Origin of the sequence: Pseudomonas agronomica (genome assembly GCF_025917275.1) — a bacterium.
GTDB classification, from domain to species: Bacteria; Pseudomonadota; Gammaproteobacteria; order Pseudomonadales; family Pseudomonadaceae; genus Aquipseudomonas; species Aquipseudomonas agronomica.
Genome location: NZ_JAOSHO010000022.1, coordinates 1 through 22472, shown reverse-complemented (window position 1 = coordinate 22472; position 22472 = coordinate 1). Strand labels below are relative to the sequence as shown.

Annotated in this window: 21 protein-coding genes, 1 tRNA gene and 2 pseudogenes; 15 read left to right on the top strand and 9 right to left on the bottom strand. The window is 56.4% G+C overall.

All coding sequences use genetic code 11. From position 1 onward, the window contains the following. Positions 1-72: 72 nt before the first annotated feature. The 4 genes from OC610_RS03840 to OC610_RS03825 all read left to right on the top strand — a co-directional run bounded on the left by OC610_RS03840 (position 73) and on the right by OC610_RS03825 (position 3161). Complete coding sequence (locus tag OC610_RS03840) at positions 73-768, top strand: ABC transporter permease (protein WP_198797081.1); 696 nt, start codon at positions 73-75, stop codon at positions 766-768. After that, complete coding sequence (locus OC610_RS03835; protein WP_264426597.1) at positions 765-1454, top strand: ABC transporter permease; 690 nt, start codon at positions 765-767, stop codon at positions 1452-1454. The genes OC610_RS03840 and OC610_RS03835 overlap by 4 nt, the downstream gene beginning before the upstream one ends. Further along, on the top strand, positions 1435-2664 hold the full coding sequence (locus OC610_RS03830) for an SAM-dependent methyltransferase (RefSeq protein ID WP_264426596.1): 1230 nt from the start codon (positions 1435-1437) through the stop codon (positions 2662-2664). The genes OC610_RS03835 and OC610_RS03830 overlap by 20 nt, the downstream gene beginning before the upstream one ends. A 421-nt stretch (positions 2665-3085) precedes the next feature. After that, positions 3086-3161 (top strand) — tRNA-Thr (locus OC610_RS03825). A 167-nt stretch (positions 3162-3328) separates the two neighbouring features. Here OC610_RS03825 and OC610_RS03820 read toward each other — a convergent pair. Further along, the gene (locus OC610_RS03820; RefSeq protein ID WP_264426593.1) at positions 3329-3970 is read right to left on the bottom strand and encodes a BRCT domain-containing protein; all 642 of its coding nucleotides are present in this window, start codon (positions 3968-3970) and stop codon (positions 3329-3331) included. A 133-nt stretch (positions 3971-4103) separates the two neighbouring features. Between OC610_RS03820 and OC610_RS03815 the strand changes: the two are divergent. The 4 genes and pseudogenes from OC610_RS03815 to OC610_RS03800 form a co-directional block, all read left to right on the top strand. Further along, a pseudogene (locus OC610_RS03815) lies at positions 4104-4663 on the top strand (integrase domain-containing protein); the annotation flags it as partial. Next, positions 4660-5015 (top strand): annotated as a pseudogene (locus OC610_RS03810) (hypothetical protein). The pseudogenes OC610_RS03815 and OC610_RS03810, both read left to right, overlap by 4 nt. A 515-nt stretch (positions 5016-5530) precedes the next feature. After that, complete coding sequence (locus OC610_RS03805) at positions 5531-6502, top strand: reverse transcriptase family protein (RefSeq protein ID WP_264426592.1); 972 nt, start codon at positions 5531-5533, stop codon at positions 6500-6502. 2 nt (positions 6503-6504) lie between these two features. Beyond that, positions 6505-7857, top strand: a complete 1353-nt coding sequence (locus tag OC610_RS03800) for an ATP-binding protein (protein ID WP_264426591.1) — start codon at positions 6505-6507, stop codon at positions 7855-7857. 355 nt (positions 7858-8212) lie between these two features. On the opposite strand, the gene OC610_RS29580 is transcribed toward OC610_RS03800, so the two are convergent. Continuing rightward, positions 8213-8422 (bottom strand): hypothetical protein, encoded by a 210-nt coding sequence (locus OC610_RS29580; protein WP_332880456.1) that lies wholly within the window; start codon positions 8420-8422, stop codon positions 8213-8215. Between the two features lie 398 nt (positions 8423-8820). Here OC610_RS29580 and OC610_RS03790 point away from each other — a divergent pair, with 398 nt between their 5' ends. Beyond that, positions 8821-9099 carry a DUF3077 domain-containing protein gene (locus tag OC610_RS03790; RefSeq protein ID WP_264426589.1) on the top strand — a complete coding sequence of 93 codons (279 nt, stop codon included), beginning with the start codon at positions 8821-8823 and terminating at the stop codon, positions 9097-9099. A gap of 109 nt (positions 9100-9208) precedes the next feature. Here OC610_RS03790 and OC610_RS03785 read toward each other — a convergent pair whose 3' ends face one another. After that, the gene (locus tag OC610_RS03785) at positions 9209-9955 is read right to left on the bottom strand and encodes an SDR family oxidoreductase (RefSeq protein ID WP_264426588.1); all 747 of its coding nucleotides are present in this window, start codon (positions 9953-9955) and stop codon (positions 9209-9211) included. Between the two features lie 97 nt (positions 9956-10052). Between OC610_RS03785 and OC610_RS03780 the strand changes: the two genes are divergently transcribed. The 3 genes from OC610_RS03780 (at position 10053) to OC610_RS03770 (ending at position 14047) form a co-directional block, all read left to right on the top strand. Then, complete coding sequence (locus OC610_RS03780; protein ID WP_332880455.1) at positions 10053-11009, top strand: LysR family transcriptional regulator; 957 nt, start codon at positions 10053-10055, stop codon at positions 11007-11009. A gap of 171 nt (positions 11010-11180) precedes the next feature. Beyond that, the gene (locus OC610_RS03775; protein WP_264426586.1) at positions 11181-12788 is read left to right on the top strand and encodes a methyl-accepting chemotaxis protein; all 1608 of its coding nucleotides are present in this window, start codon (positions 11181-11183) and stop codon (positions 12786-12788) included. Between the two features lie 101 nt (positions 12789-12889). Further along, a complete protein-coding gene (locus OC610_RS03770; RefSeq protein WP_264426585.1) occupies positions 12890-14047 on the top strand; it encodes an ATP-binding protein in 1158 nt (385 codons plus the stop codon). An 85-nt stretch (positions 14048-14132) separates the two neighbouring features. Here OC610_RS03770 and OC610_RS03765 read toward each other — a convergent pair whose 3' ends face one another. Beyond that, a complete protein-coding gene (locus OC610_RS03765) occupies positions 14133-14810 on the bottom strand; it encodes an RES family NAD+ phosphorylase (RefSeq protein WP_264426584.1) in 678 nt (225 codons plus the stop codon). Then, complete coding sequence (locus OC610_RS03760; RefSeq protein WP_264426583.1) at positions 14810-15220, bottom strand: MbcA/ParS/Xre antitoxin family protein; 411 nt, start codon at positions 15218-15220, stop codon at positions 14810-14812. The genes OC610_RS03765 and OC610_RS03760 overlap by 1 nt, the downstream gene beginning before the upstream one ends. Before the next feature lie 315 nt (positions 15221-15535). Between OC610_RS03760 and OC610_RS03755 the strand changes: the two genes are divergently transcribed. Then, complete coding sequence (locus tag OC610_RS03755; protein WP_264426582.1) at positions 15536-16459, top strand: LysR family transcriptional regulator; 924 nt, start codon at positions 15536-15538, stop codon at positions 16457-16459. Here OC610_RS03755 and OC610_RS03750 read toward each other — a convergent pair. The 4 genes from OC610_RS03750 to OC610_RS03735 all read right to left on the bottom strand — a co-directional run bounded on the left by OC610_RS03750 (position 16376) and on the right by OC610_RS03735 (position 18579). Continuing rightward, a complete protein-coding gene (locus OC610_RS03750; protein WP_030141510.1) occupies positions 16376-16693 on the bottom strand; it encodes an AzlD domain-containing protein in 318 nt (105 codons plus the stop codon). The two genes, OC610_RS03755 and OC610_RS03750, sit on opposite strands and share 84 nt — an antisense overlap. Next, positions 16672-17385, bottom strand: coding sequence for an AzlC family ABC transporter permease (locus OC610_RS03745; RefSeq protein WP_264426581.1), 714 nt, complete (start codon positions 17383-17385; stop codon positions 16672-16674). The genes OC610_RS03750 and OC610_RS03745 overlap by 22 nt, the downstream gene beginning before the upstream one ends. After that, positions 17382-17759 (bottom strand): GNAT family N-acetyltransferase, encoded by a 378-nt coding sequence (locus tag OC610_RS03740; RefSeq protein ID WP_030141512.1) that lies wholly within the window; start codon positions 17757-17759, stop codon positions 17382-17384. The genes OC610_RS03745 and OC610_RS03740 overlap by 4 nt, the downstream gene beginning before the upstream one ends. Before the next feature lie 73 nt (positions 17760-17832). After that, positions 17833-18579: a 2OG-Fe dioxygenase family protein gene (locus tag OC610_RS03735; RefSeq protein WP_030141513.1), complete on the bottom strand. Its 747-nt coding sequence runs from the start codon at positions 18577-18579 to the stop codon at positions 17833-17835. 389 nt (positions 18580-18968) lie between these two features. On the opposite strand from OC610_RS03735, the gene OC610_RS03730 reads away from it, so the two are divergent. Beyond that, complete coding sequence (locus OC610_RS03730) at positions 18969-19715, top strand: DUF4123 domain-containing protein (RefSeq protein ID WP_264426580.1); 747 nt, start codon at positions 18969-18971, stop codon at positions 19713-19715. Further along, positions 19715-22472, top strand: a 2758-nt coding sequence (locus tag OC610_RS03725) for a DUF6531 domain-containing protein (protein WP_264426579.1), incomplete at its 3' end; no start/stop codon positions are given. The genes OC610_RS03730 and OC610_RS03725, both read left to right, overlap by 1 nt.

The following is a 22472-nucleotide window of genomic DNA, read 5'->3' as shown; positions in this document are numbered from 1 at the left end:
GTGTTTGGCCGGTGCCCGCTCCTGCGCGGTGCCGGTCCTTAGCCAAGCCTGCCGCGATATGAACAAATACCCATGATGATCGACCTTTACGGATTCGGCCCGGCGCTCGCCGCTGGCGCGCTGATGACGGTCAAGTTGGCCCTGTCAGCCCTTTGCCTGGGGCTCGTGCTCGGCCTGCTCGGCGCCTTGGCCAAGACCTCCCCGTACAAGCCGCTGCAATGGCTGGGCGGCACCTATTCGACGCTGGTTCGCGGCATTCCGGAATTGCTCTGGGTGCTGTTGATCTATTTCGGCACCGTCAACCTGATGCGCGCCCTGGGTGAATATTTCGGCAACCCCGACCTTGCCCTCAGCGCCTTCGCCGCCGGCGTCATCGCCCTCGGCCTGTGCTTTGGCGCCTACGCAACTGAGGTGTTTCGCGGTGCGATCCTGGCGATACCCAAGGGGCACCGTGAAGCCGGTGTCGCGTTGGGCCTGTCGAAATGGCGGATCTTTACCCGGTTGATCCTGCCGCAGATGTGGCGCATCGCCCTGCCCGGCCTGGGCAACCTGTTCATGATCCTCATGAAGGACACCGCGTTGGTCTCGGTGATCGGCCTGGAAGAAATCATGCGTCACGCGCAAATCGGCGTGACCATTTCCAAGCAACCGTTCACCTTTTATATGGTCGCTGCGCTTATGTACCTGGGCCTGACGGTCATCGCCATGATCGGCATGCACCTGCTGGAACAACGCGCCGCCCGCGGCTTTGCCAGGAGCAACCAATGAACTGGGAAGTCATCATCAAATGGCTGCCGAAACTGGCCCAGGGCGCCACGCTGACCCTGGAGTTGGTGGCCATCGCCGTGATCGCCGGTTTGTTGCTGGCGATCCCATTGGGCATCGCCCGTTCATCGCGGCTGTGGTACGTGCGGGCGCTGCCCTACGCCTACATCTTCTTTTTCCGCGGCACTCCGTTGCTGGTCCAGTTGTTCCTGGTCTATTACGGGCTGGCACAGTTCGAGGCCGTGCGCAGCAGCGCGCTGTGGCCGTATCTGCGGGATCCGTTCTGGTGTACCACGGCCACCATGACGCTGCACACCGCCGCCTATATCGCCGAGATCCTGCGCGGCGCCATCCAGGCCATCCCACGCGGCGAGATCGAAGCCGCCCGGGCCCTGGGCATGTCGCGGCCCAAGGCGCTGTTCTACATCATGCTGCCCCGCGCCGCGCGCATCGGCCTGCCGGCCTACAGCAACGAAGTGATCCTGATGCTCAAGGCCAGCGCCCTGGCAAGTACGGTGACTTTGCTGGAACTCACCGGCATGGCCCGCACCATCATTGCCCGGACCTACCTGCCGGTGGAAATCTTCTTCGCGGCCGGCATGTTCTACCTGCTGATGTCCTTTGTATTGGTGCAAGGCTTCAAGCAGCTGGAACGCTGGTTGCGCGTCGATGCCTGCCAAGGACGCTGAAGGCGACGTGCTGACGGGCGAGGCATTGCTCGCCCGCTTCACCGCGCTAGACGTTTTTCTCACCGCTCATCAGGCATTGTGGAAACCGCGTCCGTTCACCCATCTGCAACTGCCTTGGGAAACGTCCCACCCGCAATTGTCCCGATGGCTACGCCAACGTTCGCTGGACGCGGCGGAAAACGACCATCATCAGCCGTGGTTGATTGAAGGCGCGCCAGCGCCATTCCCGGAACTGGCCGCTCTCTCCCAGGCGTTGAGCGTTGTTGCAGAATTGCCGGCCAGCGCGCTCGAAGCTCCCAGCCATCGCCTCAACGTCGACGTACCCGGGCGCAAATGGCAGCAGATAGAAGCCTTCGCCAGCCGCCTGCGCTTCACCACCCCACCGACCCACTGGCTCGATTGGTGCGCTGGCAAAGGCCACCTTGGTCGCCGCCTGCTGCACGATGGACAACAACTGACCTGCCTGGAATACGACCCCGCCTTGGTCGCCAGCGGCCAACAACTGAGCCAACGCCACCACCTGCCCGCCACACACTTGCAACAGGACGTGTTGGCGGCGGACGCAGACCAGGCGCTCCACTGCGAACACACACCTGTCGCCCTGCATGCTTGCGGCGACCTGCATGTACGCTTGATGCACCTGGCTAGTCGTGCGGGCTGTGCACAACTGGCTATCGCTCCGTGCTGCTACAACCGCATCAGCACCTCGGAATATCAGCCTCTGTCCGACGCCGCCAAAGGCTCTGCCCTACACCTGTCGCTCGATGATCTCAGCCTACCGCTGACCGAAACCGTCACCGCTGGCGCCCGTGTAAGAAAACAGCGGGACCAATCCATGGCCTGGCGCCTGGGCTTCGACCTGCTGCAACGGCAAATCAGAGGGCACGGCGACTACCTGCCCACCCCCTCCTTGCCCAGCGCCTGGCTGGAAAAATCCTTCGCCCAATACTGCACCGACCTGGCGGCCCTGAAAGACTTATCCACAGTCGGCACGCCTGATTGGACCGCTCTGGAAGCAGCCGGCCACCAACGTTTGGGCGAGGTGCGTAACCTGGAACTGGTGCGAGGCCTTTTCCGTCGGCCGCTGGAGCTTTGGCTGGTATTGGACCGGGCGCTTTTCCTCACTCAGAACGGCTACGACGTCCGCCTTGGCACGTTTTGCGAAACACCTCTGACACCGCGCAATCTGCTGTTGCTGGCAGAACGTTAATGAGGCGAAACAGCCTGTGGATAACTCTGTTGATGAATTAAACCAGGATCCAAGAAAACCGCGATTTCCGGGCTGATTCTTAGCTGGTCATTTTTTGTTCATATGGATAAAAAACCATGAAAACAGCAGCTTGCGAGCAAACGGGAAAGCGGTCACAAAACAGAAAGATATCCCTCGCAGCGTCCTTTCGATTGTGCATAAGCATTTGAGCAAACCAGCATAAAGGTTGGGTCTGGCGCCTTTTGCGCCCAGGCATCAAGTGCTTTGGCTTGCCTCGATTCAAGTCAGGCAACCGCACGCTACCAAGCCCCTCGCGCCCCGCCCAGCGGCGCCACATCCACCAGAACTGCAGCTCGTCTAAAAATAGTAAGAATTCAGGGGTTTACAGAACCTTCCCAATCGCTATAATCGTCGCCCACACGCCGGTATAGCTCAGTTGGTAGAGCAACTGACTTGTAATCAGTAGGTCCCGGGTTCGACTCCTGGTGCCGGCACCATACAAAACGAAGCCCTCGCAGAAATGCGGGGGCTTTGTTGTTTCTGGGTGCTCACCTTTCCTGCGCCCTCCTGAAAAACCTGTGGGAGCGAGCTTGCTCGCGATGAGGCCATCAACCCACCGACAATCTTCTCGTCCAAGACAACGGGCAGCCTTTCCTAGACCAGCTCAACCAAACAACATCCTCTGCCAGTGATCCTCACCCACAATGGCAATCGAAGCACCCGCTTCCCGCAGCTCCACTGCCTTCATGATCTTCGTTCCGTAGGTACTGTGGCGCCACTGCTCATTACCCACGCTGCCGACCACCAGATAGTGCACCTTCTTACTCACCCCGCCCCCAATCAAACCGCCACGCTCCTCGACCAGAGCCTGACAATCCTTGCGCGGCCCGTAGGCCATGACGCCTGTGAATACAAATGTACGGCCGTCCCACACCAAGTCCGGGACAGGCGAGTTGAACGGAAGGTCTGTCGGAGCGAAGGCAGCTGCACCGCCGACCTGGGGTCTATCAATGCACACGCCAGAGAAACTACGCAGGATGTTTAGCAGCTCAAGAGATTCATCCGGATCAAGAGCATCGTCTTGGAGCATGGACGCCAAACGCGAATACAGCAGATTGATCACCGGGTCATTCAGATGAGCGAGGTTGTTTTCCAACCAGTGCTTTAGAAAGATCGCTTCGTTGGTGTTAACGACACCGTCTGCAGTAATCCCAGCGGCCAGCCCGACCAAGGCATCGGCGGCGCGCCGATCGATACGGGACTGGTGGAAGAATTTGCTGTTTTCGAATTCGTTGTGTAGGTCCATTGCGGGGGCTCCTTGAGTGTATTGACGAGGCTGACGCATTACCGATGGAGAGAAATGTTGTGTTCGAACCTAGCAATTCTGGCGCAATTTCCGGGTGTTATATCTGAAAATAAATCCGTCACCTTTTCCGTCCGTGAAGCGGCTCGTCGCCGTGCTCTGCGAACACCAAATGCCGCGCGCTGCGGCCATCGCGCAGTTGGCGCGAGCCACCGGCATGCGCTTGCGTGAGGCGATTTTGGCCGACCTGCCGCGCCTGAAGCGCGAGTCCGAACAATACGGGAAGATCAACATCCAGGATGGCACCAAAGGTGGTCGCGCAGGTACTTCGGCACCTCGCTGGATCGGGGTAGATAATCATATTCGTGATGCCCTGAGGTTTGCCGAACAGGCCTCGCCTGACACTAGCCGCAACGTATTAGCTCCGCACGAAAGCTACCGGGATTTCTTACAGGGCACTGTTCGCCCCGCTCTAGACATCCTCCACACGCACAACCTCAAAGGCTTCCACGAACTGCGGGCGGCCTATGCATGCGAACGCTACGAGCAATCGCCCTTCATCCCGCCCCCATCAATGGAGGCAATTGTTACCAGCTCGATCATCACCTCGATCAGAAGGCTCGAGCACAAATCAGCTATGAGCTGGGGCACGGTCGAATCGACGTTGTATCGGCGTACATTGGCGCTCGAGCATGAGCAAGCCATTCGATATGGAGATTTTTCTGGCGGGCGTTCTCACCGGGTCGCATGCCATTCGCGAACGTCACCTACGCCAAGCAAAGGCCATCCAAGCGGCGATCTCTGATCGCTGGCACCGAGAGAACCATGGGCCTGGCAGAGAAAGCATCTCGCATGGTTTCTAAAAAACCACCTCAATCAACACGCCGAATCAACGCGCTATTACTATCTACTGACCATGCAGTTGATCACTGCTCGTCTAGGGAAGCCTTGGCAATTCAAAGTGATAGGTGCAGTTCCACCATCCATAGAGGACGTAAAGACCGACCATCGCAAAAAAAATAGGAGTTCGGCAGAAACGACCCAATAGCGGACATTCGTCTCGGCAGGCGACGTACATCAGCACTGGGTCAGTTTTAGACTCACAGAATATGACTGTACATATCTCAGAGCTAGAACTCAGGGATGACCTGCCTACCCTTGTTTTTTTTGGGAATGCGGCTTAGGATCTCTTCATGTCAGTGACTAGGAGCATCTCCAGTCTCAAGCTGACCTCTAAAGGCCTGTATCCGAGTTACTTTTGTGTGACTTCCCCAATCTGCTGATTGAGGGAAGCCGCACGAACAGTAAAATTTGCGTTACCCGCAACCCCCTTCCTGCCTGCACCTAAAGATCACTTTCAACTGTTCAATAGCTGTGCACTTATGGTGCATTCTGGCTTAATACCTGCTTATGCGCCTTTTTTTTGTTACAGTGACCCCAGCCTGAATCCATAGTCTGCTGTACATATATAGACTGAGGCAAACACCACAACAGTATTAGTTTTGCTGTCACGAATAAAAAATTCGCGTAACACATATTGAGTCGAAGGTTTGAGGGGCTGTTATGGCAAAGAAAGAATTAAGCTCGATATTTGACGCCATGTATCATGGAAAACATGATTTCCAGGATTTTTTGGCGGGAGATATAACAACACGCTATAAAGTGACCACCCTCAAAGGCATGGAACTATACAAGACCGACGAAAAATTGAAGGCCTACCATAAATTCCTAAATTTATTTGTCTTTGAATTTTTAAAAGTAAATGAAAATGTTGTTTATTCCTACAGAAAAGGAGTAAACGTTGCAAGTGCAGTACAAAAACATGCCGGCAGCCGTCATTTTTTTCAAACAGACCTGAAAAGCTTTTTTAACAGTATTGATAGCGCCTTAGTAAGAGAAACAGTAAAAAACAATATCGACTCTATACCTGTCTCCGACATAGACAGATATTTAGATAGAATTATAGAAATGTCAACCGTAAATGACATGCTGCCCATTGGATTTTCAACATCCCCGATCATTAGTAATGCGTGTCTTCAAAAATTTGACAGCATACTTGAAGATTACTGTATCGCTCAAAATCTAATTTACACTAGATATTCTGACGACATTATCTTGTCTAGCAGTGGGGACACTCGACTGTATGGGATCGATACTACAGTTGGAGAAATGCTGAAAGAGTGTTTCGGCGAGAAGCTAAACCTAAACTTCAGCAAAACCAAATTTTCGTCTGTAGGAAATAAAATAAAAATTTTGGGGATGGTTATTTTGCCCAATGGAACCGTCACCATCGATTCAAAACTAAAAAATACAATTGAGGTTCTACTTCACTTCTACGCGAGTGATAAAACCAAATTCAATGATAGACTAGGATCAGAAAGTTCAAAACTAAAAGGAGACAACAGTGTTGGCCTTTTACAGATATCGGGTTATTTGAACTACGTAAACACTACCGACCCCCACTACTTAAATAAACTACGGAAAAAATATGGAACCTCGGTTGTTGACGCGTTTATTCGCGGCACGGTGAAGTAGCCATGAAGTTGAGAATCCAGATCGCCAACATTCAACACATTCGAAACATGCTTGTAGATTTAGACCTGAGTTCGTGCAAGTTAACCTGTATCGTAGGAAGAAACGGCGCAGGCAAAACCACGTTAGTCAAGGCTATTCAAAACCTCCAGTTTGCTGACACATTTGCACGGACATCCCCGGCTAGCATCTTCAATACAGACAGCGCCGTAACTTATACTGCAGAAAATGATAAATATAGCTTTTATTATGACCCGGAGATCAGGACACTCAACTCAAAAGATATAATACCAGACGAAATCAAGGCAAGCATTGATGCCGAATTGCCTATGCCATATGGCCAGAGGTTTAACTTTTTCCAAAATATCATCTCAGCTGACCTAGATATTCGACGATCTATCGTATTGGATAATCATGAGCGTCCGTTAGAGCTTATAAAAATGCTGAATGAGATTTACTCTACTTCAAGATTTGATACCTTAGTAGAGATAAAAATCAAAAAAACAAACTATTATTGCGTTTTGTTAGACGATAGCAAATATATCCGAGAAGACTACTTGAGCTCCGGAGAGTTTTTTCTCATCAGCCTTTATCGAAAAATAAAGGCCGGGGCAAAACTCATTGCTATTGACGAAATAGATATTTCACTGGATGCTGCGGCACAAACAAAACTAGCTGGAAAGCTACGAGAATTCTGTGAAAAGTATAAGGTTAACATTTTTTTCACCACGCACTCCCTCCCGTTAATGAAGACACTGCTGTACGGCGAGCTATTTCATTTGGAGGAGGTAGACGGAATTGTAAGCCCACTTCCAGTCTCTTACAACTTCATCAAAAGTTTGTTATTTGGATTCGAGGGATGGGACAAATACATCTTAACTGAAGACAAAGTACTGCAGCGCTTTTTAGAATTCATTATTAATAAATTTTGCGCAGAAACTTTTTATCGATTCAAAATTATTTACATTGGCGGAGCGCCCAATGTAGTTAATTTAATGCAAAGAAATGCTCACGAAGAATTTCTGTCGACAAAAGATAACGTAATTTCGATATTGGATGGAGACCAAGCAGACCAAAAGCACACTCTTAATTTTAAGAATGTTCATTGCATCCCTCTTAGCAGCGTGGAGAAGAAAATTTACGAGGATTATCTGTCAGGCGCAGAAGAACTAGTACGAGTGTCCGCCGGTCTTACGTTTCATGACGACAAAGACATGTTCAGCAAGTTAACTGGTAGACGGCTAATGTCAGAAGCTCAAATCTTTGAGTACTTGTGCCGTATCTACATTGACGAAATAACGAAATTCTCGGAAATACTAAAGTCCTTTTTATACGACCCCGTAGACCCAAAGGTCTGAAACGAATTCTATAATGATAGGGGACTGCTCGTTCTGGTCCGGAATATCGCCAACAGATAGCCCCATCAAAAAGGATACATTTAGAAATAAAATAAAAAAAACACATATAACAAATATGTTTTTTTTACAATGGGTTGTAGCGCTGTTCGACTCCTGGTGCCGCACCATACAAGACGAAGCCCTCGCAGAAATGCGAGGGCTTTGTTGTTTCTAAGCGGTTGGTGGGCCTGAGCTTGAGCCCGCTGCACTTCCTCCCTCTACGCCGAGCACGGCATGAGCAAGCACTACCTTCACGATCACTCATGGCAGGCATCCTTCCGGCCGCGCCATTTCTATCTGCCCACTTAACTCAGGGCTATAGATCATCCATTGAAACCTTAACTCGTTGGGGAGCAGCAAGCCGCTCTCGCGCCTTATGGATCAAGACCACATCATCCTCATCCATCAGGACTGCCATGGAAGACAATTGGTCCTGGTTGGGCACAATCTTCGAGGTTTCTGCCGATGTCATTTGATGCGCAGCCATGAGCACGTCTCGCTGAAATTTCTCGTATTCATCATCCATTGCAACGCTCCTCCGAACGCGTGTTTTCGCGCGCATCGTATAACCGGCTATATCGGCCAAGACGCAAATTATTGCCCATCTATAAAGATATCCGAACCTAACCCGCCAGCATCGCGCCACGATTGCACCCTACCCAATCGCCCGCTACTCTCCAACCGTCGCTGCCAATTCAGCGACCGGGCGTAGGAAACCCGAGTAAATCAAGGCGCATCAGCTGCGTCTCGCTTACTATTGCAGGCGCTTTTTTTGTGTCTGCGATATGCGTTATGGCGGCTGTGCGCGGGACACCTTCGGGTGTGCCGGGTGCCTTGATTCCCGGTTTTCCTACCCCGTGCATGGCCGCCACCCAATCCCGTAGGAAAGGACGGTTGCGGCTCTCACAGTCAAGGAGCCAGACAATGTCAAATCCGCAAGACCTCAAAACCCCAGGCCTAACCCCCTTCTCCTACCACTCCGACCGCCCGCTATTCCGCGTCAACAGCGGCATCCCCATTGGCGAAGCCCTATCCCACGCTTCCGACTTGCTCCACGTCGCCAAAGTCCTCGCCGAGGAAGCGGCGATGATTCGCGGCACGGATCGGTATGCCTGGGCTTCGTATTATTTGCAGGATATGAGCAAGGCCGTCATTGATGACGTGGTGAAGGTGCTGGAGGCGCCGGGGAGTAATCCGGCTTAAGGGTAGCGGGCCAATGCTGCTCGCTGGATGGGGCAGCATTGGCTTGAGCGGATAAAGAAGGGCTGCTTTGCAGCCCAGCGGGAGCAAGCTCCCTCGCCACGGGGTTCACTCAAACCAACCGAGCCCCGCCATCAATATTCAACGTGGCGCCGTTCATGAACGTGTTGGTCATCAAGAAAACCGTAGCCGCGCCTGCTTCAGCGGCAGTGCCCACGCGATGCAGCGGCAGCACCTGCTCCCATGCGCGAACGTACGCATCGCGCCCCTCACCCAAGGCTTTGCTGAAGATAGGCGTATCGATCGGGCCTGGGGACAGGGTGTTGACGCGAATCGGCGCCAGTTCCAGGGCCAGGCCGCGGGCCAGTGCTTCCATTGCGGCCGAAGCGGCAGCGATCACCGCAGTGCCATGGGCATTGGGCCGGTCGGCCAGGCAGCCTGAGATAAAGGTGATGGAGCCGTCCTTGGACAAGCGATCCCCGAGCGCGCGGATCGCATGGATAGAGGCCCACATGCGCTCTTCGAACGCCCGGCGCAGATAGTCGATTTCTGCATCCAGCACTTTGCCCGCCACGAATGTGCCGGCGAACAGAACCAGATGGTCCACGTGCGGGATATCGGCCAAGGCGGCCTGGATGGCTTCGCTTTGGGTGACGTCGGCGGCGCGCCAGCCGGCGAGGCCGTGTTCCAGGGCGGCTTGCTCGGCACGCTCGGCGTTGGAACCGATCACGATGACGGATGCGCCGGCGGCCTTGGCTTGAATCGCGGCGGCAAGACCGATGCCGGAGGTGCCGCCGAATATCACTACGGTGCGGTCCTGCAGTTGGGCGGGCAATGGTTGGGTAAATGAATGGCTCATGGTCTATCTCCTTGAACGCCTGGATGGCGTCGATGGGCAAAGACTAAAGATTTGAGCCAACGTTGATAATTGGGTCGCAAGTCGCTTTACTAATGCCATGAAGGAACAAATAGGTTTGGACCGCCTGACCGGTCTTATTGCCTTTGCCCGCGCCGCCTCTTTGGGCAGCTACACCGCTGCGGCCCGTGATTTGTCGGTGTCGCCGTCGGCCATCAGCAAAAGCGTGCAACGGCTGGAGCAGCATTTCGGGTTGAGCCTGTTCAGCCGCACCACCCGCTCGTTGACCCTCACCGTCGAGGGCCGGGACCTGTACGAACGGGCGCTGCGGATTCTGCGCGAGGTGGAAGACATCGAGCAGGCCGCGGTGGCCTCGCGCGCCGAGCCTTCCGGCACGTTGAAAGTGACCGCGCCCCCGCCTATCGGGCTGAATATCTTGGCGCCGGCGATTCCCCGTTTTCGCGAACGCTACCCCAAGCTCGCCATTGACCTGCGCTTGGGGGATCAGTTTGCCGATATCGTCGAGCAAGGCATCGATGTGGCCGTACGCGTGGGCAACCTCGCCGACTCGCGGCTTATTTCTCGCACACTGGCCCCCCATCGAATCTGTGCTTTTGCTTCGCCAGCCTATCTGGCCAAACGCGGCACGCCGCTGGAACTGAGCGACCTGGCCAACCATGACTGCGTGAATTTTCGCTATCAGAGTTCGGGCCAAGCGCTGCGTTGGCCGTTCAGCGTGGGGGATCGCACGGTGGAGATCGCGCCCGACGCCTCCATCGTCATCGACGCCAGCGATGCGGTGGCTGCGGTGCTCGCCGCAGGCGGCGGCATTGGCATTTCACCCACCTATGTCGCGGCGCCCTATGTTGCCCGGGGTGAACTGACGCCGTTGTTTCCACAATTTGCCATCGACCGCTCCTCCATTACGGCGTTGTGGCCGGAAAGTCGCCGGGGAAGTCCGAACGTCAAGGCGTTCGTGGGCTTCCTGAACGAACTGTTTCCCACCCCGACCGTGTGGGACGAGATCGTCGCGAAGGGCGCCCTGAACCCCCTCTAGAATGTCTGCTTCTGGAAAAGGGACTGCTTCAGCCCAGCGGGAGCAAGCTCCCTCGCCACAGGCTCATCTAATCATCTCCCCCGCCGATAGCTTCAGGTATGAGCCGTCCCAAGGCTCTGCTGGCGCTCGACTACACTTGCCCAGACATCCCCGCTCCAGGAGCAGTTAGCGATGAAGATCCGCACCAAAGTCATAGGCTCGGGGTTGGTCAGTCTTTCTTTTGCGCTGCTACTTGGCGGGATCGGGTTGTGGGGCTATCACTCCATGACCGAGGCCCTGGTGCAGAACGAGACCAGTATTTCGGCCATGCGCAAGCACATGGAGGCGGACATGATGCACGACGCCATTCGTGCCGACGTGCTGGCTGCTCTGCTGGTGACACCGGGGGATGCAAAGGGCGCGAAGGAGGTGCTGGAGGGGTTCGATGAACATACGCAGCGGATGCGCAAGGTCATCGCCGAGAATGCCGAGGCGAAGTTGCCGGGAGATGTCGCCAAGGCGATTGTCGAGCTCAAACCGCAAGTCGAAACCTACATCGGCAAAGCCAAGCAGATCATCGACAAGGCGCTGGGCGGCGCCCAGGATGCCCATGCGCTGCGGGCAGAGTTCGATGGGGCATTTTCAGCCCTGGAAGAACGCAACGAGGCGGTCAGCGAACTGATCGAAAACCAGGCGCAGTCATCCCGCGAATATCAGGACAGCAGTATTCAAACCTCGGAGCGCTGGCTGATCGTCACCTTGCTGGCGACCTGTGTCGCCCTGGCGCTGTTGTCATGGAGCCTGCTCAAGGCCGTGCTCACGCCGCTGAACAAGATCATCCTCAATACCCAGGCGATTTCCCAAGGCGATCTGCAGCGCTCGATGGGCGCCCAAAGCAAGGATGAGTTGGGTCAGCTGCAAGGCGTGATCGAGCAGATGCAAACCAACCTGAGGCAGATGATCGCCACCATTCGCGGCCAGAGCGATGAGTTGCACGGCACGTCGCGGAATCTGGGCAACACGGCGCGGCAGATCGTTTCCAGCGCTGACCAGCAGGCCCAGAGCGCGACCAGCATGGCGGCGAGCATGGAACAGATGATGGCGAACATCAGCCAGATCCATCAGCACGCCGACAGCGCCCGGACGATTTCGGCACAGTCTGAACAACTGGCGAGCAGCGGTGGCCAAGTCATTCTCGGGGTGGTGGAAGGCATGAATCGGATCGCCGAGGTGGTCAACCAGTCCTCCAGCAAGATCACCGCGCTGGACGCGTCATCCGAGGACATTCATTCCATCATCCAGGTGATCAAGAGCATCGCCGAGCAAACCAATTTGCTGGCACTCAACGCTGCCATCGAAGCCGCCCGCGCCGGTGAAGCGGGGCGTGGTTTTGCGGTGGTGGCCGACGAAGTGCGCAACCTGGCAGCGCGCACGACGCAGTCGACCCAGGAGATCACTGCGATGATCGAGCGCATCCAGTCCAGCGCCCGGGACGCCGTGGCGAACATGCAAGCGTGCGTCAGCCGCGTGGACGAAGGCGTCAACCTGGCCCAGCAGGCCGGGGTGTCCATCAGCGAAATCCGCACCGGCGCCCGGCATGCCGCCGAGGTGGTGGAAGAAATTTCCCAGACCATTGCCGAGCAATCCAAAGCCAGTGACGAGATGGCCCAGCGGGTGGAGTCGATTGCCGAGCAGTCCCGCGAGAACACCCGTTCGATTCACAACCTGACGCAAACGGCGGATCAGTTGAACGACGCGGCGGGTTCGATGCAGGCTTCGGTGCAGCAGTTCAAGATTTGATCAACCGGGGCTGCACTCACTCGCTTCCAGCCTCCGCAAAATCTTATGCTAAATTATGGCTCAGCAATAATTATGGTCCGTCCATAAAACAGGATAATTGCATGAGCAGCATTTTCCAGCGTCCCGAACTGGCTGAAAGCATGGCCAACCAGCTTCTGAATCCAGGCGTCCTTGACGAAGGTTTGCGTTCTGGTCTGTTTCTGTCCGGGCTGCGCAGAACCGGAAAAACGACTTTTTTGCGAAGTGACCTGATCCCAGCCCTGGAAAAAGAGGGTGCGCTGGTCATTTATGTGGATCTCTGGAGCGATACCCTCGCCAATCCGGCCACCTTATTGCACGATGCCATTCGTAAAACGCTGCAGCAATTACAGACACCTGCCTCTGGCCTGCTTGAAAAACTCAAGCGGGTCGGCGGCGTCGATATCGGCGCGGCAGGATTCAAGTTCGGGTTCAAACTTGAAGGCGTCGGCGATGTTGGAGGCACGACGCTTGCGCAAGCGTTCGCCGAAGTTGTCGATCAAGCCAGGACAGACTTGGTGCTTATCGTCGATGAGGTACAACACGCCATCGCCTCTGAAGACGGCAACCAGATGTTGCTCGCGCTGAAAGCCGCGCGTGACGCCATCAACCCTCGTCCCAATACCCCTGGCTACTTTCTGTTCATCGGCACCGGCTCTCACCGCGCACAGGTCAGCGAACTCACAGCAAAACGTAACCAGGCTTTTTCCGGCGCTACCTCTACGGCGTATCCCGTCTTGAAGGGCGATTATGTCGAGTATCTGTTGAACCGCCTGGCAATGACTGTCAGCCCGCACAAACTACCGTCGCTTGAAGTCGCAACGGAAGCTTTCAATACACTTGGCAATCGCCCGGAAGAAATGCTCAAGGCCCTTAGGCAAGTCTTGCAACAAGAGGGTAATCCAGACCTGTTCTTGCCCGTCATCGCCAGCACGCTGCGCTCCGCCGCGGCCAATATAGAGCTCGAGAAGGTTGAGCAATTGGGCAGCCTGGCTCAAGCCATCTTCAATAAGATCGCTTCGACAACTGGAGATGCTCGCGGCATTTTTTCCGCTGACGCGGCAGCAGAATATTCAAAAGCCGTGGGTCGGGATGTTCGTATTGAAGAAATTCAACCCGTGGTAATTGCCTTGGTGGCTGAAAATATCATCATGCGTCGCGGGCATGGGATCTACGTGATTACAGATCCATTCGTTCAGGAAATATGGCTGGAAGAACAAGCGCTGATCGCAGCAAGTTGACATACAACCGGGGCTGCTACGCAGCCCAGCAGGAGCAAGCTCCCTCGCCACGGGTTACTCGGTGTGAATCAGGTTGCTGGCTCTCTCATACCTGACTCACCTCGAACACAAACGAAATCTCCCGCTTCTGGGCGCTCCAGACATACCGAATATGCTTGCCTTGCACCGGGATCGACACCGCAGGCGGGCGAAATGCAGCGACGCATTCGTGGCCAGGCAGGCGGACGCTGTTGTACAGCAGCCCCCAAGACAATGTTTCGCGCAGTTCGCGGGCGAATACCTGCGACGGGCCATAGGCGCCAGGGTCGGGGTTGTGCAAGTGTGGGTAATCGTGGCGGATGTCGTGCAGGGGTTTGATCACCTGGTTGACGTAGGTGCGCATCGTCAATTCCAGATCCGGTTCGTTGGTAGCCCCCAGGAACCGGGCCTGGTGATAACACGTCTCGGCAATCGCGGCTTCCTGGCTGCTGGCGGCGTAATAGACGCCGAAGGTGCCATCGCTGAAGCGGCTGCTTTTGCCGATATGGGTAAACGCAGCCATCACCGGTGAGGAACCCGGCCCGGAGACGCGGTCTTCGGGACGCACCCGGGAGAGCACGCCGGCTTCTTCCATGAGCCGGTCGTTGGTCAATGCTTCCAAGGCATAGGCTGTAGGCAGGTCTTCCGGATCGAGCACATCTTCGAACAGCGTGATCGGTGGAAAACTGCTGTTCACGATCCGATAGGCCCGTTTCCATTGCGGGTCCGCCAGAGGTGGCGTCATTAACCGCGCACTCCATCGAGGTATCGCCGCACATCGGCGATGTCTACTACCCGCCCCGCGAGCATGTACGACAACGCCGACTGGCCATTGAACGGCGCAGCGGTGTTAGGGCTGCTGACCCATTGATACGCACGGTCCCGGCTGTTGCTGAAGATGATGCTCAACGCCTTGTGTATTCCCATGAGATAGGAAATGCGCTCGAGGGTGTCTCGCGGCAGCCTTACGTTATCGGGCAGCTGTTTGTACTTGTAGAAGGTCGTGTTTCCTACTTTGCCCAACAAGGTGCGCTGCTGCTCGACGCTGCAGCCCCACAGCTCCATGAGATTGAAGAAAAACTTCAACGCGACTCGACCCGCGTCCGGGGAGTCCAATTGTTGCTGTGCGTTGAGGGTAATGGACGAAGTCGCCATGAGGTTTGGCTCCCTTGTTGCTGATTGACGCCTAAAGAATAGTACACATATGGATTAAATTTAAGATTTAATTCGCAAACGAACGAAAAATACCGAAGTACATCTTGGCGCGATTCTTTTGATAAACGGCCCGGCAAGCCAAACCGGCAAAAAACTCAAATCCCACATAAGCTCCAGTTATCGCCTGCCGGCGCTTTTCGCTACAAAACCGCGACAACCGTGGCAAGGTGCTTGATGATAGCCACCATCGCACCGCCGGGCCCGGGCCGGGTGCATATCAAATAGCGAGCCCACTTGAGCAGAGGGCATTACCTCATGGATAGCAGAACCTTACGTAACCTCATGCGCATCGTTCAGACCGGTTCGTTGTCGGCGGCGGCGGAGCAGTCGTGCCTTACGGTGCAGGCATTGGCGGCGCAGTTGAACAAGGTCGAGGAGCAGTTCGGGTTCAGGTTGTTCCGACGCTCGAACAAAGGCCTGACGCTGACGAGCCAAGGCTCGGAACTGACGCCCTTCATGGACCAGGTCCTTGCGGCCACTCGGCAATTGGAAGAGAAAGTCACGGCGCTCAAGACGCCCATGCAACGCAGCCTGAAGGTGGCGCTCAATACCACCCTGCCTGGCGAGTTCAACCGACGGATGATCGATCGCCTGATCGCAGTCTTTCCTCATTACCAATTGGAATTCAGCTACGCCGAATCGATGGAGAACTTGAGCAAACTCAAGAACGAAGACTTTGACCTGGCGATCCTGATCGGACAACAGAGCGGTTTTTCCAGCATTCCGATGCCGGATGTACAGGTGCAGGTGGTTGGCGCCCACTGTGGTGACGAAGACGATTCCCTGGGTCTGCTGGGCGACAAATTCCAGGTGCGTCCTGCGCAAGAATGTCCGTATTCCCACAGCTTTCTTCGCTTTCTCGACGCGGGTCTCGGCGAATATGGGCCAAGCCAGCGAATGGTTTATTCCTGCAGCGAAACGCTGACGCTGTCGCTGATCACCCAACTCGATGGATTGGGCCTTGTGTCCCGCGACGCTGCGCTTCGCAACGGCCTGGCTATTTTCCCGGACTTCGAGGACTTCCTGGAAGTCCGCCTGGCGGTGAACAATCCCGAACTGTCCGACCAGGCGTTGCACGACGTAGTCGACCTGACGCTACAGGAACGAGCCGAGCGCGATATACGCCGCCGTCCCCACCGCTACGCTGAGAAACAGGTTGCGGCTGAAATACGCACATAGCAGCGTCGGAATCGCAGCATAGAACTCGGGGCGGTCGAGCTGGATGTGCTGATCCTTGATCAACAACGGCGTCAGGCTGATGGCGGCAACGATCGCCACTGGCAGGTACTCCAGGGCGCGGGCGACGAAGGGCGGCCAGTTTTCGGTATTGACCTGCAGTGGCAGGGCCCGTGGCAGGAAGGTCACCGCCATCATCAGCGCAACGGCCAGGATCAGGAACGTTTGGTCAGGCATACGCCTACCCCGCAGCCAACGAACGTGGCGATGAAGACATTGAACGGCGAACTGCCCACCAGGCTCAGCGCGCCCATGCTGACGACTGCCGCCAACGCCGCGATCAGCTTGTTGCGCGTATTGCACAACGAAACCAGTACGTAGAGCATCATGGCGGTCAGGGCGTAGTCGAGCTGATACTTGATCAGGTGCGCCGCGTATTGGGCGCAGATGGCGCCCAGCAAGCCGCCGAGCACCCAGGATGTATGGCAGAACAAATTGAAACCGATCAGGTAGCGAACACTGACCGGCGCCCCGCTGCCAAGCTTGACGCTGTGAAAGGCGAACGACTCGTCCGTCAGCCCCACCGCATAGCACCAGCGCTCGAAACGACTGAGCCCCAGCGCACGCAGTGCCTTGGCCATGTAGACCGACATCAGCATGTGACGGGCATTGATCAGGAACGTGGTCAACACGATGGTGGTCAACGACGCGCCACTGGAAATCAACGCCAGCGCCGCGAATTGCGAGGCGCCGGCGTACACGAACAGGCACATCGCGACCGGGAGCCACAAGGGCAACCCGGCGTTGACTGCCATCAGACCGAACACAAACGAAACCGTGAAATAACCTGCTACCACCGGACTGGCTTCAGCAAAGGTTCGTGAGGCTTGTGGTTCGACCGCCAGCGGCTGGCTGGAAGTCTTGTTCATAAATCCCTCTCGAAAGTGATTTCGCCCCGGGGCTCGCAGAACCCCTGGGCAGCCCAGAAACGCTTGCCGGCCAGGTTGCTTTCGTCGACGAACAGGAACATGCGCAGCACGCCTACCCGTTTCATGTCGGCCGATGCCGCTTCCACCAGGCGCTGCCCGAGGCCCTGGGTTCGGTGCCTGGGGCTGACGGCCAGGTGGTTGATCGTTCCGCGCGTGCCGAGCATACCGCCGATCACCGCACCCACGACTTCACCCTGGGCATCGAAGGCCATGTACGCGGTCGTGGTTTCCTGCAACAACACCCCACGCAAGAACCGGGCATCCTGCCACTCGCAGAATGACACCTCGTCAAAACCGCGAAAGAACTGCTCCAGTCGTTCGGCATCCCTGACCATGGCCCGGCGCAACAGCACTTGTTGCACCGAATCATCCAAGGGCTCGAGCTGCTCAGCGAACAATGTCGAAAGCGGTCCCGGGCCGCGAAAACGAAATCGCCAGAATCTGCCTGAACGCCATTTCATGACTATGGACGTTGCGGGCAGGGGTCACATAGTGGCGCATGTCGCGGTCGAGGAAGAATGTCGTATCGAGGATATCCTCGTAAGTGGTTGCCGCCAGTTGCTCTTCCTGAGCGCTGTACAGGCGACTTTCCGCGCCCGCCACATTGTGACGACCCCAGAAATGCACGCCGCTGAACGGGTAGCCATCGCAATGAATGCCTTCAGGGGTGATTTCCAATTGCTTGCCCGGCTTGATCTCGATGCGGATCTGATGGATCTGGCACTGCCAGACTTCATCATGCAACTCCGGCGGCAGGACGTTCTTGTACACCTCGAAGTCCGTGTCGATGAGGCTGCGCATCACGGGCGAGTTGATCACTTCATTGGAAAAGTCCTGGAAGTGTCGCTCCAAGCCGCCGACATAGCTGTTGTTGGCCTTGGACTGGACGTAGGCCCGGTGTTCGAGCTGCTTGAGTTCACGGGTCGCGGGGTTGTATTCAAAGTCGCTGTAGCGGCGAAAACGCATGCCTGACTCGGCCTGGCCGTAATAACTGTCGGGCTCCATGTTTTCCCAGCTTTTGGTCAGCCGGACAAAGTCGCCGAAATGACCGTAGAGATTGAAGTCTCCACCGCGGACGTTGACGTATTTGTCTCGTCGTAGCGCTTCGCCCACTTCCCTGTTCAGAACGATCATTTTTCAAAGGTCTCCACTGCATTGAGCGGACTAATCTAGTAGGTGCAGGATTTGCGTCCATGAGAAAGTATTTGAAGCACTTCAAGCCGTCCTTGAAACGGTACAAAAAATTTCATTAGTACGACTTTTTTGCGCGGAAAGACGCGTTCGCGACGTCATTTTTGCAGTGAGCGGCTGTGAATTCCGTTTTGTCTCCTCTACGTAAGAACTGGCGCAGCACTGCGCAATTTTCCATGCGCTTTCGCCCCGCGCGACTTGCCTTCAAACATCCAAAAAACGCTTCAGCCCGGCTGTTCACGGGCCTTCCTGAAACCTGGCTCATTCCTTGATAGATGTGCGGCCCTCACCGGGGCAACCCCCGGCCTCGCACCTTCGGCAAGGAGAGCCCAATGGCCACCCCGACGTTCATACCACTCGACCCCAGGACATGGCTGGCGCAACAGCCATTGCAGGAAAACGAGCACCTTTATCTGATCATCAGTGCGGCGAGCGAGGCCGATGCGCTGCAAGCCCTTCGCACTTCGGTCCCGCTCCATCCGTTGCAACCCGTCTGGAGCGACACCCCCTACGCCACCTGGCAAGCCGTGATGCCCTACGTGACCGAACTCGACCCCGGCTCGGCATTCCTGTCCTGGATTGCCGAAACCGACAGCCTCGACTGGGGCTGGCTGGCCGTTTCCCGGCGCGATCCGAAAGAAGTGTTGGCGCACCTGCGCAGCCTCACGCAAGTGAAGATGCCGGACAGCAGTGAGGTCTTCTTCCGTTTCTGGGATGGGCGCTTCATCCATCCGATCCTCGAACACCTCGGTGAAGCCGCCGGGGATATGTTGCCGGTGTTTGAGCGTTATTTGATCAACGGCAAATGTTTGGAGATCCCTGCGAGGAAGGTTCCGGCGGTCAAGGATTGGCCGTGGTGGGAGGTGCCGAAGGAGCTGTCGGACGCACTGACGGAGCAGAACCCCTCGGCACTGGTGGACGGCCTGATGCAGTGGCTTGAGGAGGAGCGCCTGGATCTTTATAGCGCTTGGCCCACGGACAATCTGAGATTGAAAGTCAGTCGCTGCGTAAGCCGTGCAAAGGTTCAGGAAACACTGCAGGCAACCCTACTGAACGAGCTGATCCTGGAGCAATGTTGATGTCCGCAACGGATCACATTGCTTTCGTCGATGAAGAACTTGCGACCTTCAAGGACAGTTTGAAGCGCTATCAAGAGCAGACCCTGGCCTGGTATTCGCAGTGGGCCGATGACGTCAGCAGACTCAACGACTTGCCTTCTCTGATGGGCATGGAGCGGGTCATCAAAGTCGGTGACAGCCAAAAAACCGTGGCCATGACTGACGGCGAATTCAACTCGAATGTAGCGCGGTGTCCGCTGAAGGGGCCGTTGCTGATCGAGAGCAAATTCGAGTCGGTCTACGACATCCCGATCGGCGATATCGACGTTGAAATTGTCGACGTGGACAGTGGGGCCACCAGCAAAATCAGGCTCGACGCCCAGGGAAAGGCCAATTGGACCGACGGAGTACCCGGCAAGTACTACCAGATACGCGTGCACAGCAAAGTCACGCCTGCCCAGATCGACGCGTTGTTCAGCACTTATGACGGGCTGACGGGCGAGCTGGAAAAATTCCTGCGCAATAAATGGGAAGGCCCGGCGGGGCACAGGCAGCAATGGTCGAGCCTGTCTTTGTCCGGCACGGCCCTGGCGGTGGGCAGCGGCATCCTCGAAGGCGGCTGGGAGGCCATCAAGGGTGTGTGGGACGGCATCAGCCTGGTGCTGGAAATGCTGCAGGACCCGGCGAGGTTTGTCGTTGAACTGGGCGAAGGGGCTGATCGGCTCATCGAAGTTGCCAGACAAGCACCCGAGGTCATGAAAAAGGCCATGTTGCTGGCCAGCGACGAGGCTGCGCTCTTCCTGATGATGCGTTGTGCGCTGATCTGGTTGGCAAGCCTGCCGCCGATGCAAATGGCCGGCGATGCCGCAAGGATGACCACCGCTGCGGTCATGGGAATCGTGATCGACATCGTGCTGGCAATTGTCCTGACGGTGGTTGCCGAGGGTACCGGGGTCATTTATCTCGCGGCACGGTTGAAAAAATACGGGGAAATCATCCTCAAGGCGGTGATCGGTTTCGTAGAGTCAGTGTTTGCCATCATCGGCGACTTCATGGGGTACGTGGCCAAGTACATTCCGGTTGCGGTGCGGGGCACGGCGGCGCCCATGAAAAAAGGCACGGTCGAGCTGCGCATCGATGGCAAGAGGAACACCAGGATCGCCACTGGCAAGTCGGTCGACGATGCTTCGAAGCAGGCGACGACGCCGACCGGCAAGAGCGCCGAGCCCGCCGCCCGTACCTGCACCGACAAATGCCCGGTCTCGATGGTGACCGGCGAAGAGTTGTTGACGCTCAACGATGGCCAACTCAATGGCCTGCTGCCGTTCGAGTGGACTCGCCTGTACCGAACCAGCGCAGTGGAAATCGACTGCGGCCTGGGTTACGGCTGGAGCCACGCACTGGCCCATCGGCTTGAAATCACTGGTGAAGAAGTCGTTTGGACCGATCACGAAAATCGATCCATCCGCTTCCCGCGCCCGACCAAGCAACGTCCAACGATTACCAACAGCCTGTCCCGCGCGGCTATTTACCTGGGTGACGTCCCCAACGAGCTGATCGTGGCTCAAGCAGGCCAGCGCCCCTCGTTCTATCACTTTCATCTGCACAACGATGGCGCGAGCTTGGTTGCCATCAGCGACAGCTATGGCAACAGGCTGCGCGTTACCCGCGACGTGCTTGGGCAGATCAAGCGCCTGGACAACGGTGCCGGGCGCGGGCTGCTCTTGCGCTACAACGGCAGTCGCATCGTCGCGGTCGATTACCAACAACTTGATGCTCAGAACATGCTGGAACGGCGCTGGACGACCGTCCAGACGCTGGTCACCTACCACTATGACGCCCAGCATCGTCTGGTCGAGGCGACCAACGCCAGCGGGGAGACCGAGCGTTATCGCTACGACGAGCAACACGTCATCATCGAACGACAACTAGCCGGTGGCGCCAGTTTTTTCTGGGAGTGGGAGAACCAGGGAAAGCAGGCCCGTTGCGTTCGTCACTGGGCCAGCTTCTCGCAAATGCATGCGAGTTATGCCTGGGACGACAAGGGCAGCGTCACCGTTACCCATGGCGACGGCAGTGAAGAGATCTACACCCACGACGACAAGGCCCGGCTCATCAGCAAGACCGATCCGGACGGCGCGCAACATCGAAAGGCCTATAACGAAAAGGGCCAGTTGATCGCAGAAAAAGATCCGCTGGGCGCCGTGACCGAATACCGCTACGACGAGGATGGCTTGCTCACAGCCGTCATCCCGCCGGAAGACGAAGCGGTCGTCTACGAACACATCAACGGCTTCGTGAGCGATGTACATCGCGGCAAAGCCAGCTGGAAATACCGCCGCAATCGGCAGGGCGATATAACCCGGCAGATCGATCCTGACGGAAACATCACGTACTACCACTACACCGACCAGGGGCGCCTGAGGCTCATCAGCCACCCCGACGGTAGCTCTCACTCATTGGCTTGGAACAACCTCGGTCAATTAGTTGAAGAAGGCCTGCCCGACGGCAGTCAGCTTCTATACACCTACGACACGCTCGGCCGGCAGGCCAGCCGCCAGGACGAACACGGCGCCATCACCCATTACCAATGGGACGCCGTGGGCCGTTTGCTGCAAACCACCTTGCCCAGCGGCGCGACCCGCGCCTGGAGCTACAACGCCTACGGCAAGGTCATCGCCGAGCGGGACGAACTGGGGCGCACCACCCGCTACGGATACGCCGACGATTTGCACCTGATCAGTCGTCGCCTCAACCCCGACGGCAGCGAACTGAAAC

Coding starts and splice junctions, on each gene's coding strand:
- OC610_RS03750 (WP_030141510.1), bottom strand. CDS start 16,693: ATGCCTGACCAAACGTTCCTGATCCTGGCCGTTGCGCTGATGATGGCG.
- OC610_RS03840 (WP_198797081.1), top strand. CDS start 73: ATGATGATCGACCTTTACGGATTCGGCCCGGCGCTCGCCGCTGGCGCG.
- OC610_RS03790 (WP_264426589.1), top strand. CDS start 8,821: ATGTCAAATCCGCAAGACCTCAAAACCCCAGGCCTAACCCCCTTCTCC.
- OC610_RS03775 (WP_264426586.1), top strand. CDS start 11,181: ATGAAGATCCGCACCAAAGTCATAGGCTCGGGGTTGGTCAGTCTTTCT.
- OC610_RS03820 (WP_264426593.1), bottom strand. CDS start 3,970: ATGGACCTACACAACGAATTCGAAAACAGCAAATTCTTCCACCAGTCC.
- OC610_RS03785 (WP_264426588.1), bottom strand. CDS start 9,955: ATGAGCCATTCATTTACCCAACCATTGCCCGCCCAACTGCAGGACCGC.
- OC610_RS03780 (WP_332880455.1), top strand. CDS start 10,053: ATGAAGGAACAAATAGGTTTGGACCGCCTGACCGGTCTTATTGCCTTT.
- OC610_RS03800 (WP_264426591.1), top strand. CDS start 6,505: ATGAAGTTGAGAATCCAGATCGCCAACATTCAACACATTCGAAACATG.
- OC610_RS03805 (WP_264426592.1), top strand. CDS start 5,531: ATGGCAAAGAAAGAATTAAGCTCGATATTTGACGCCATGTATCATGGA.
- OC610_RS03765 (WP_264426584.1), bottom strand. CDS start 14,810: ATGACGCCACCTCTGGCGGACCCGCAATGGAAACGGGCCTATCGGATC.
- OC610_RS03735 (WP_030141513.1), bottom strand. CDS start 18,579: ATGATCGTTCTGAACAGGGAAGTGGGCGAAGCGCTACGACGAGACAAA.
- OC610_RS03770 (WP_264426585.1), top strand. CDS start 12,890: ATGAGCAGCATTTTCCAGCGTCCCGAACTGGCTGAAAGCATGGCCAAC.
- OC610_RS03835 (WP_264426597.1), top strand. CDS start 765: ATGAACTGGGAAGTCATCATCAAATGGCTGCCGAAACTGGCCCAGGGC.
- OC610_RS03745 (WP_264426581.1), bottom strand. CDS start 17,385: ATGAACAAGACTTCCAGCCAGCCGCTGGCGGTCGAACCACAAGCCTCA.
- OC610_RS03730 (WP_264426580.1), top strand. CDS start 18,969: ATGGCCACCCCGACGTTCATACCACTCGACCCCAGGACATGGCTGGCG.
- OC610_RS03760 (WP_264426583.1), bottom strand. CDS start 15,220: ATGGCGACTTCGTCCATTACCCTCAACGCACAGCAACAATTGGACTCC.
- OC610_RS29580 (WP_332880456.1), bottom strand. CDS start 8,422: ATGGATGATGAATACGAGAAATTTCAGCGAGACGTGCTCATGGCTGCG.
- OC610_RS03830 (WP_264426596.1), top strand. CDS start 1,435: ATGCCTGCCAAGGACGCTGAAGGCGACGTGCTGACGGGCGAGGCATTG.
- OC610_RS03755 (WP_264426582.1), top strand. CDS start 15,536: ATGGATAGCAGAACCTTACGTAACCTCATGCGCATCGTTCAGACCGGT.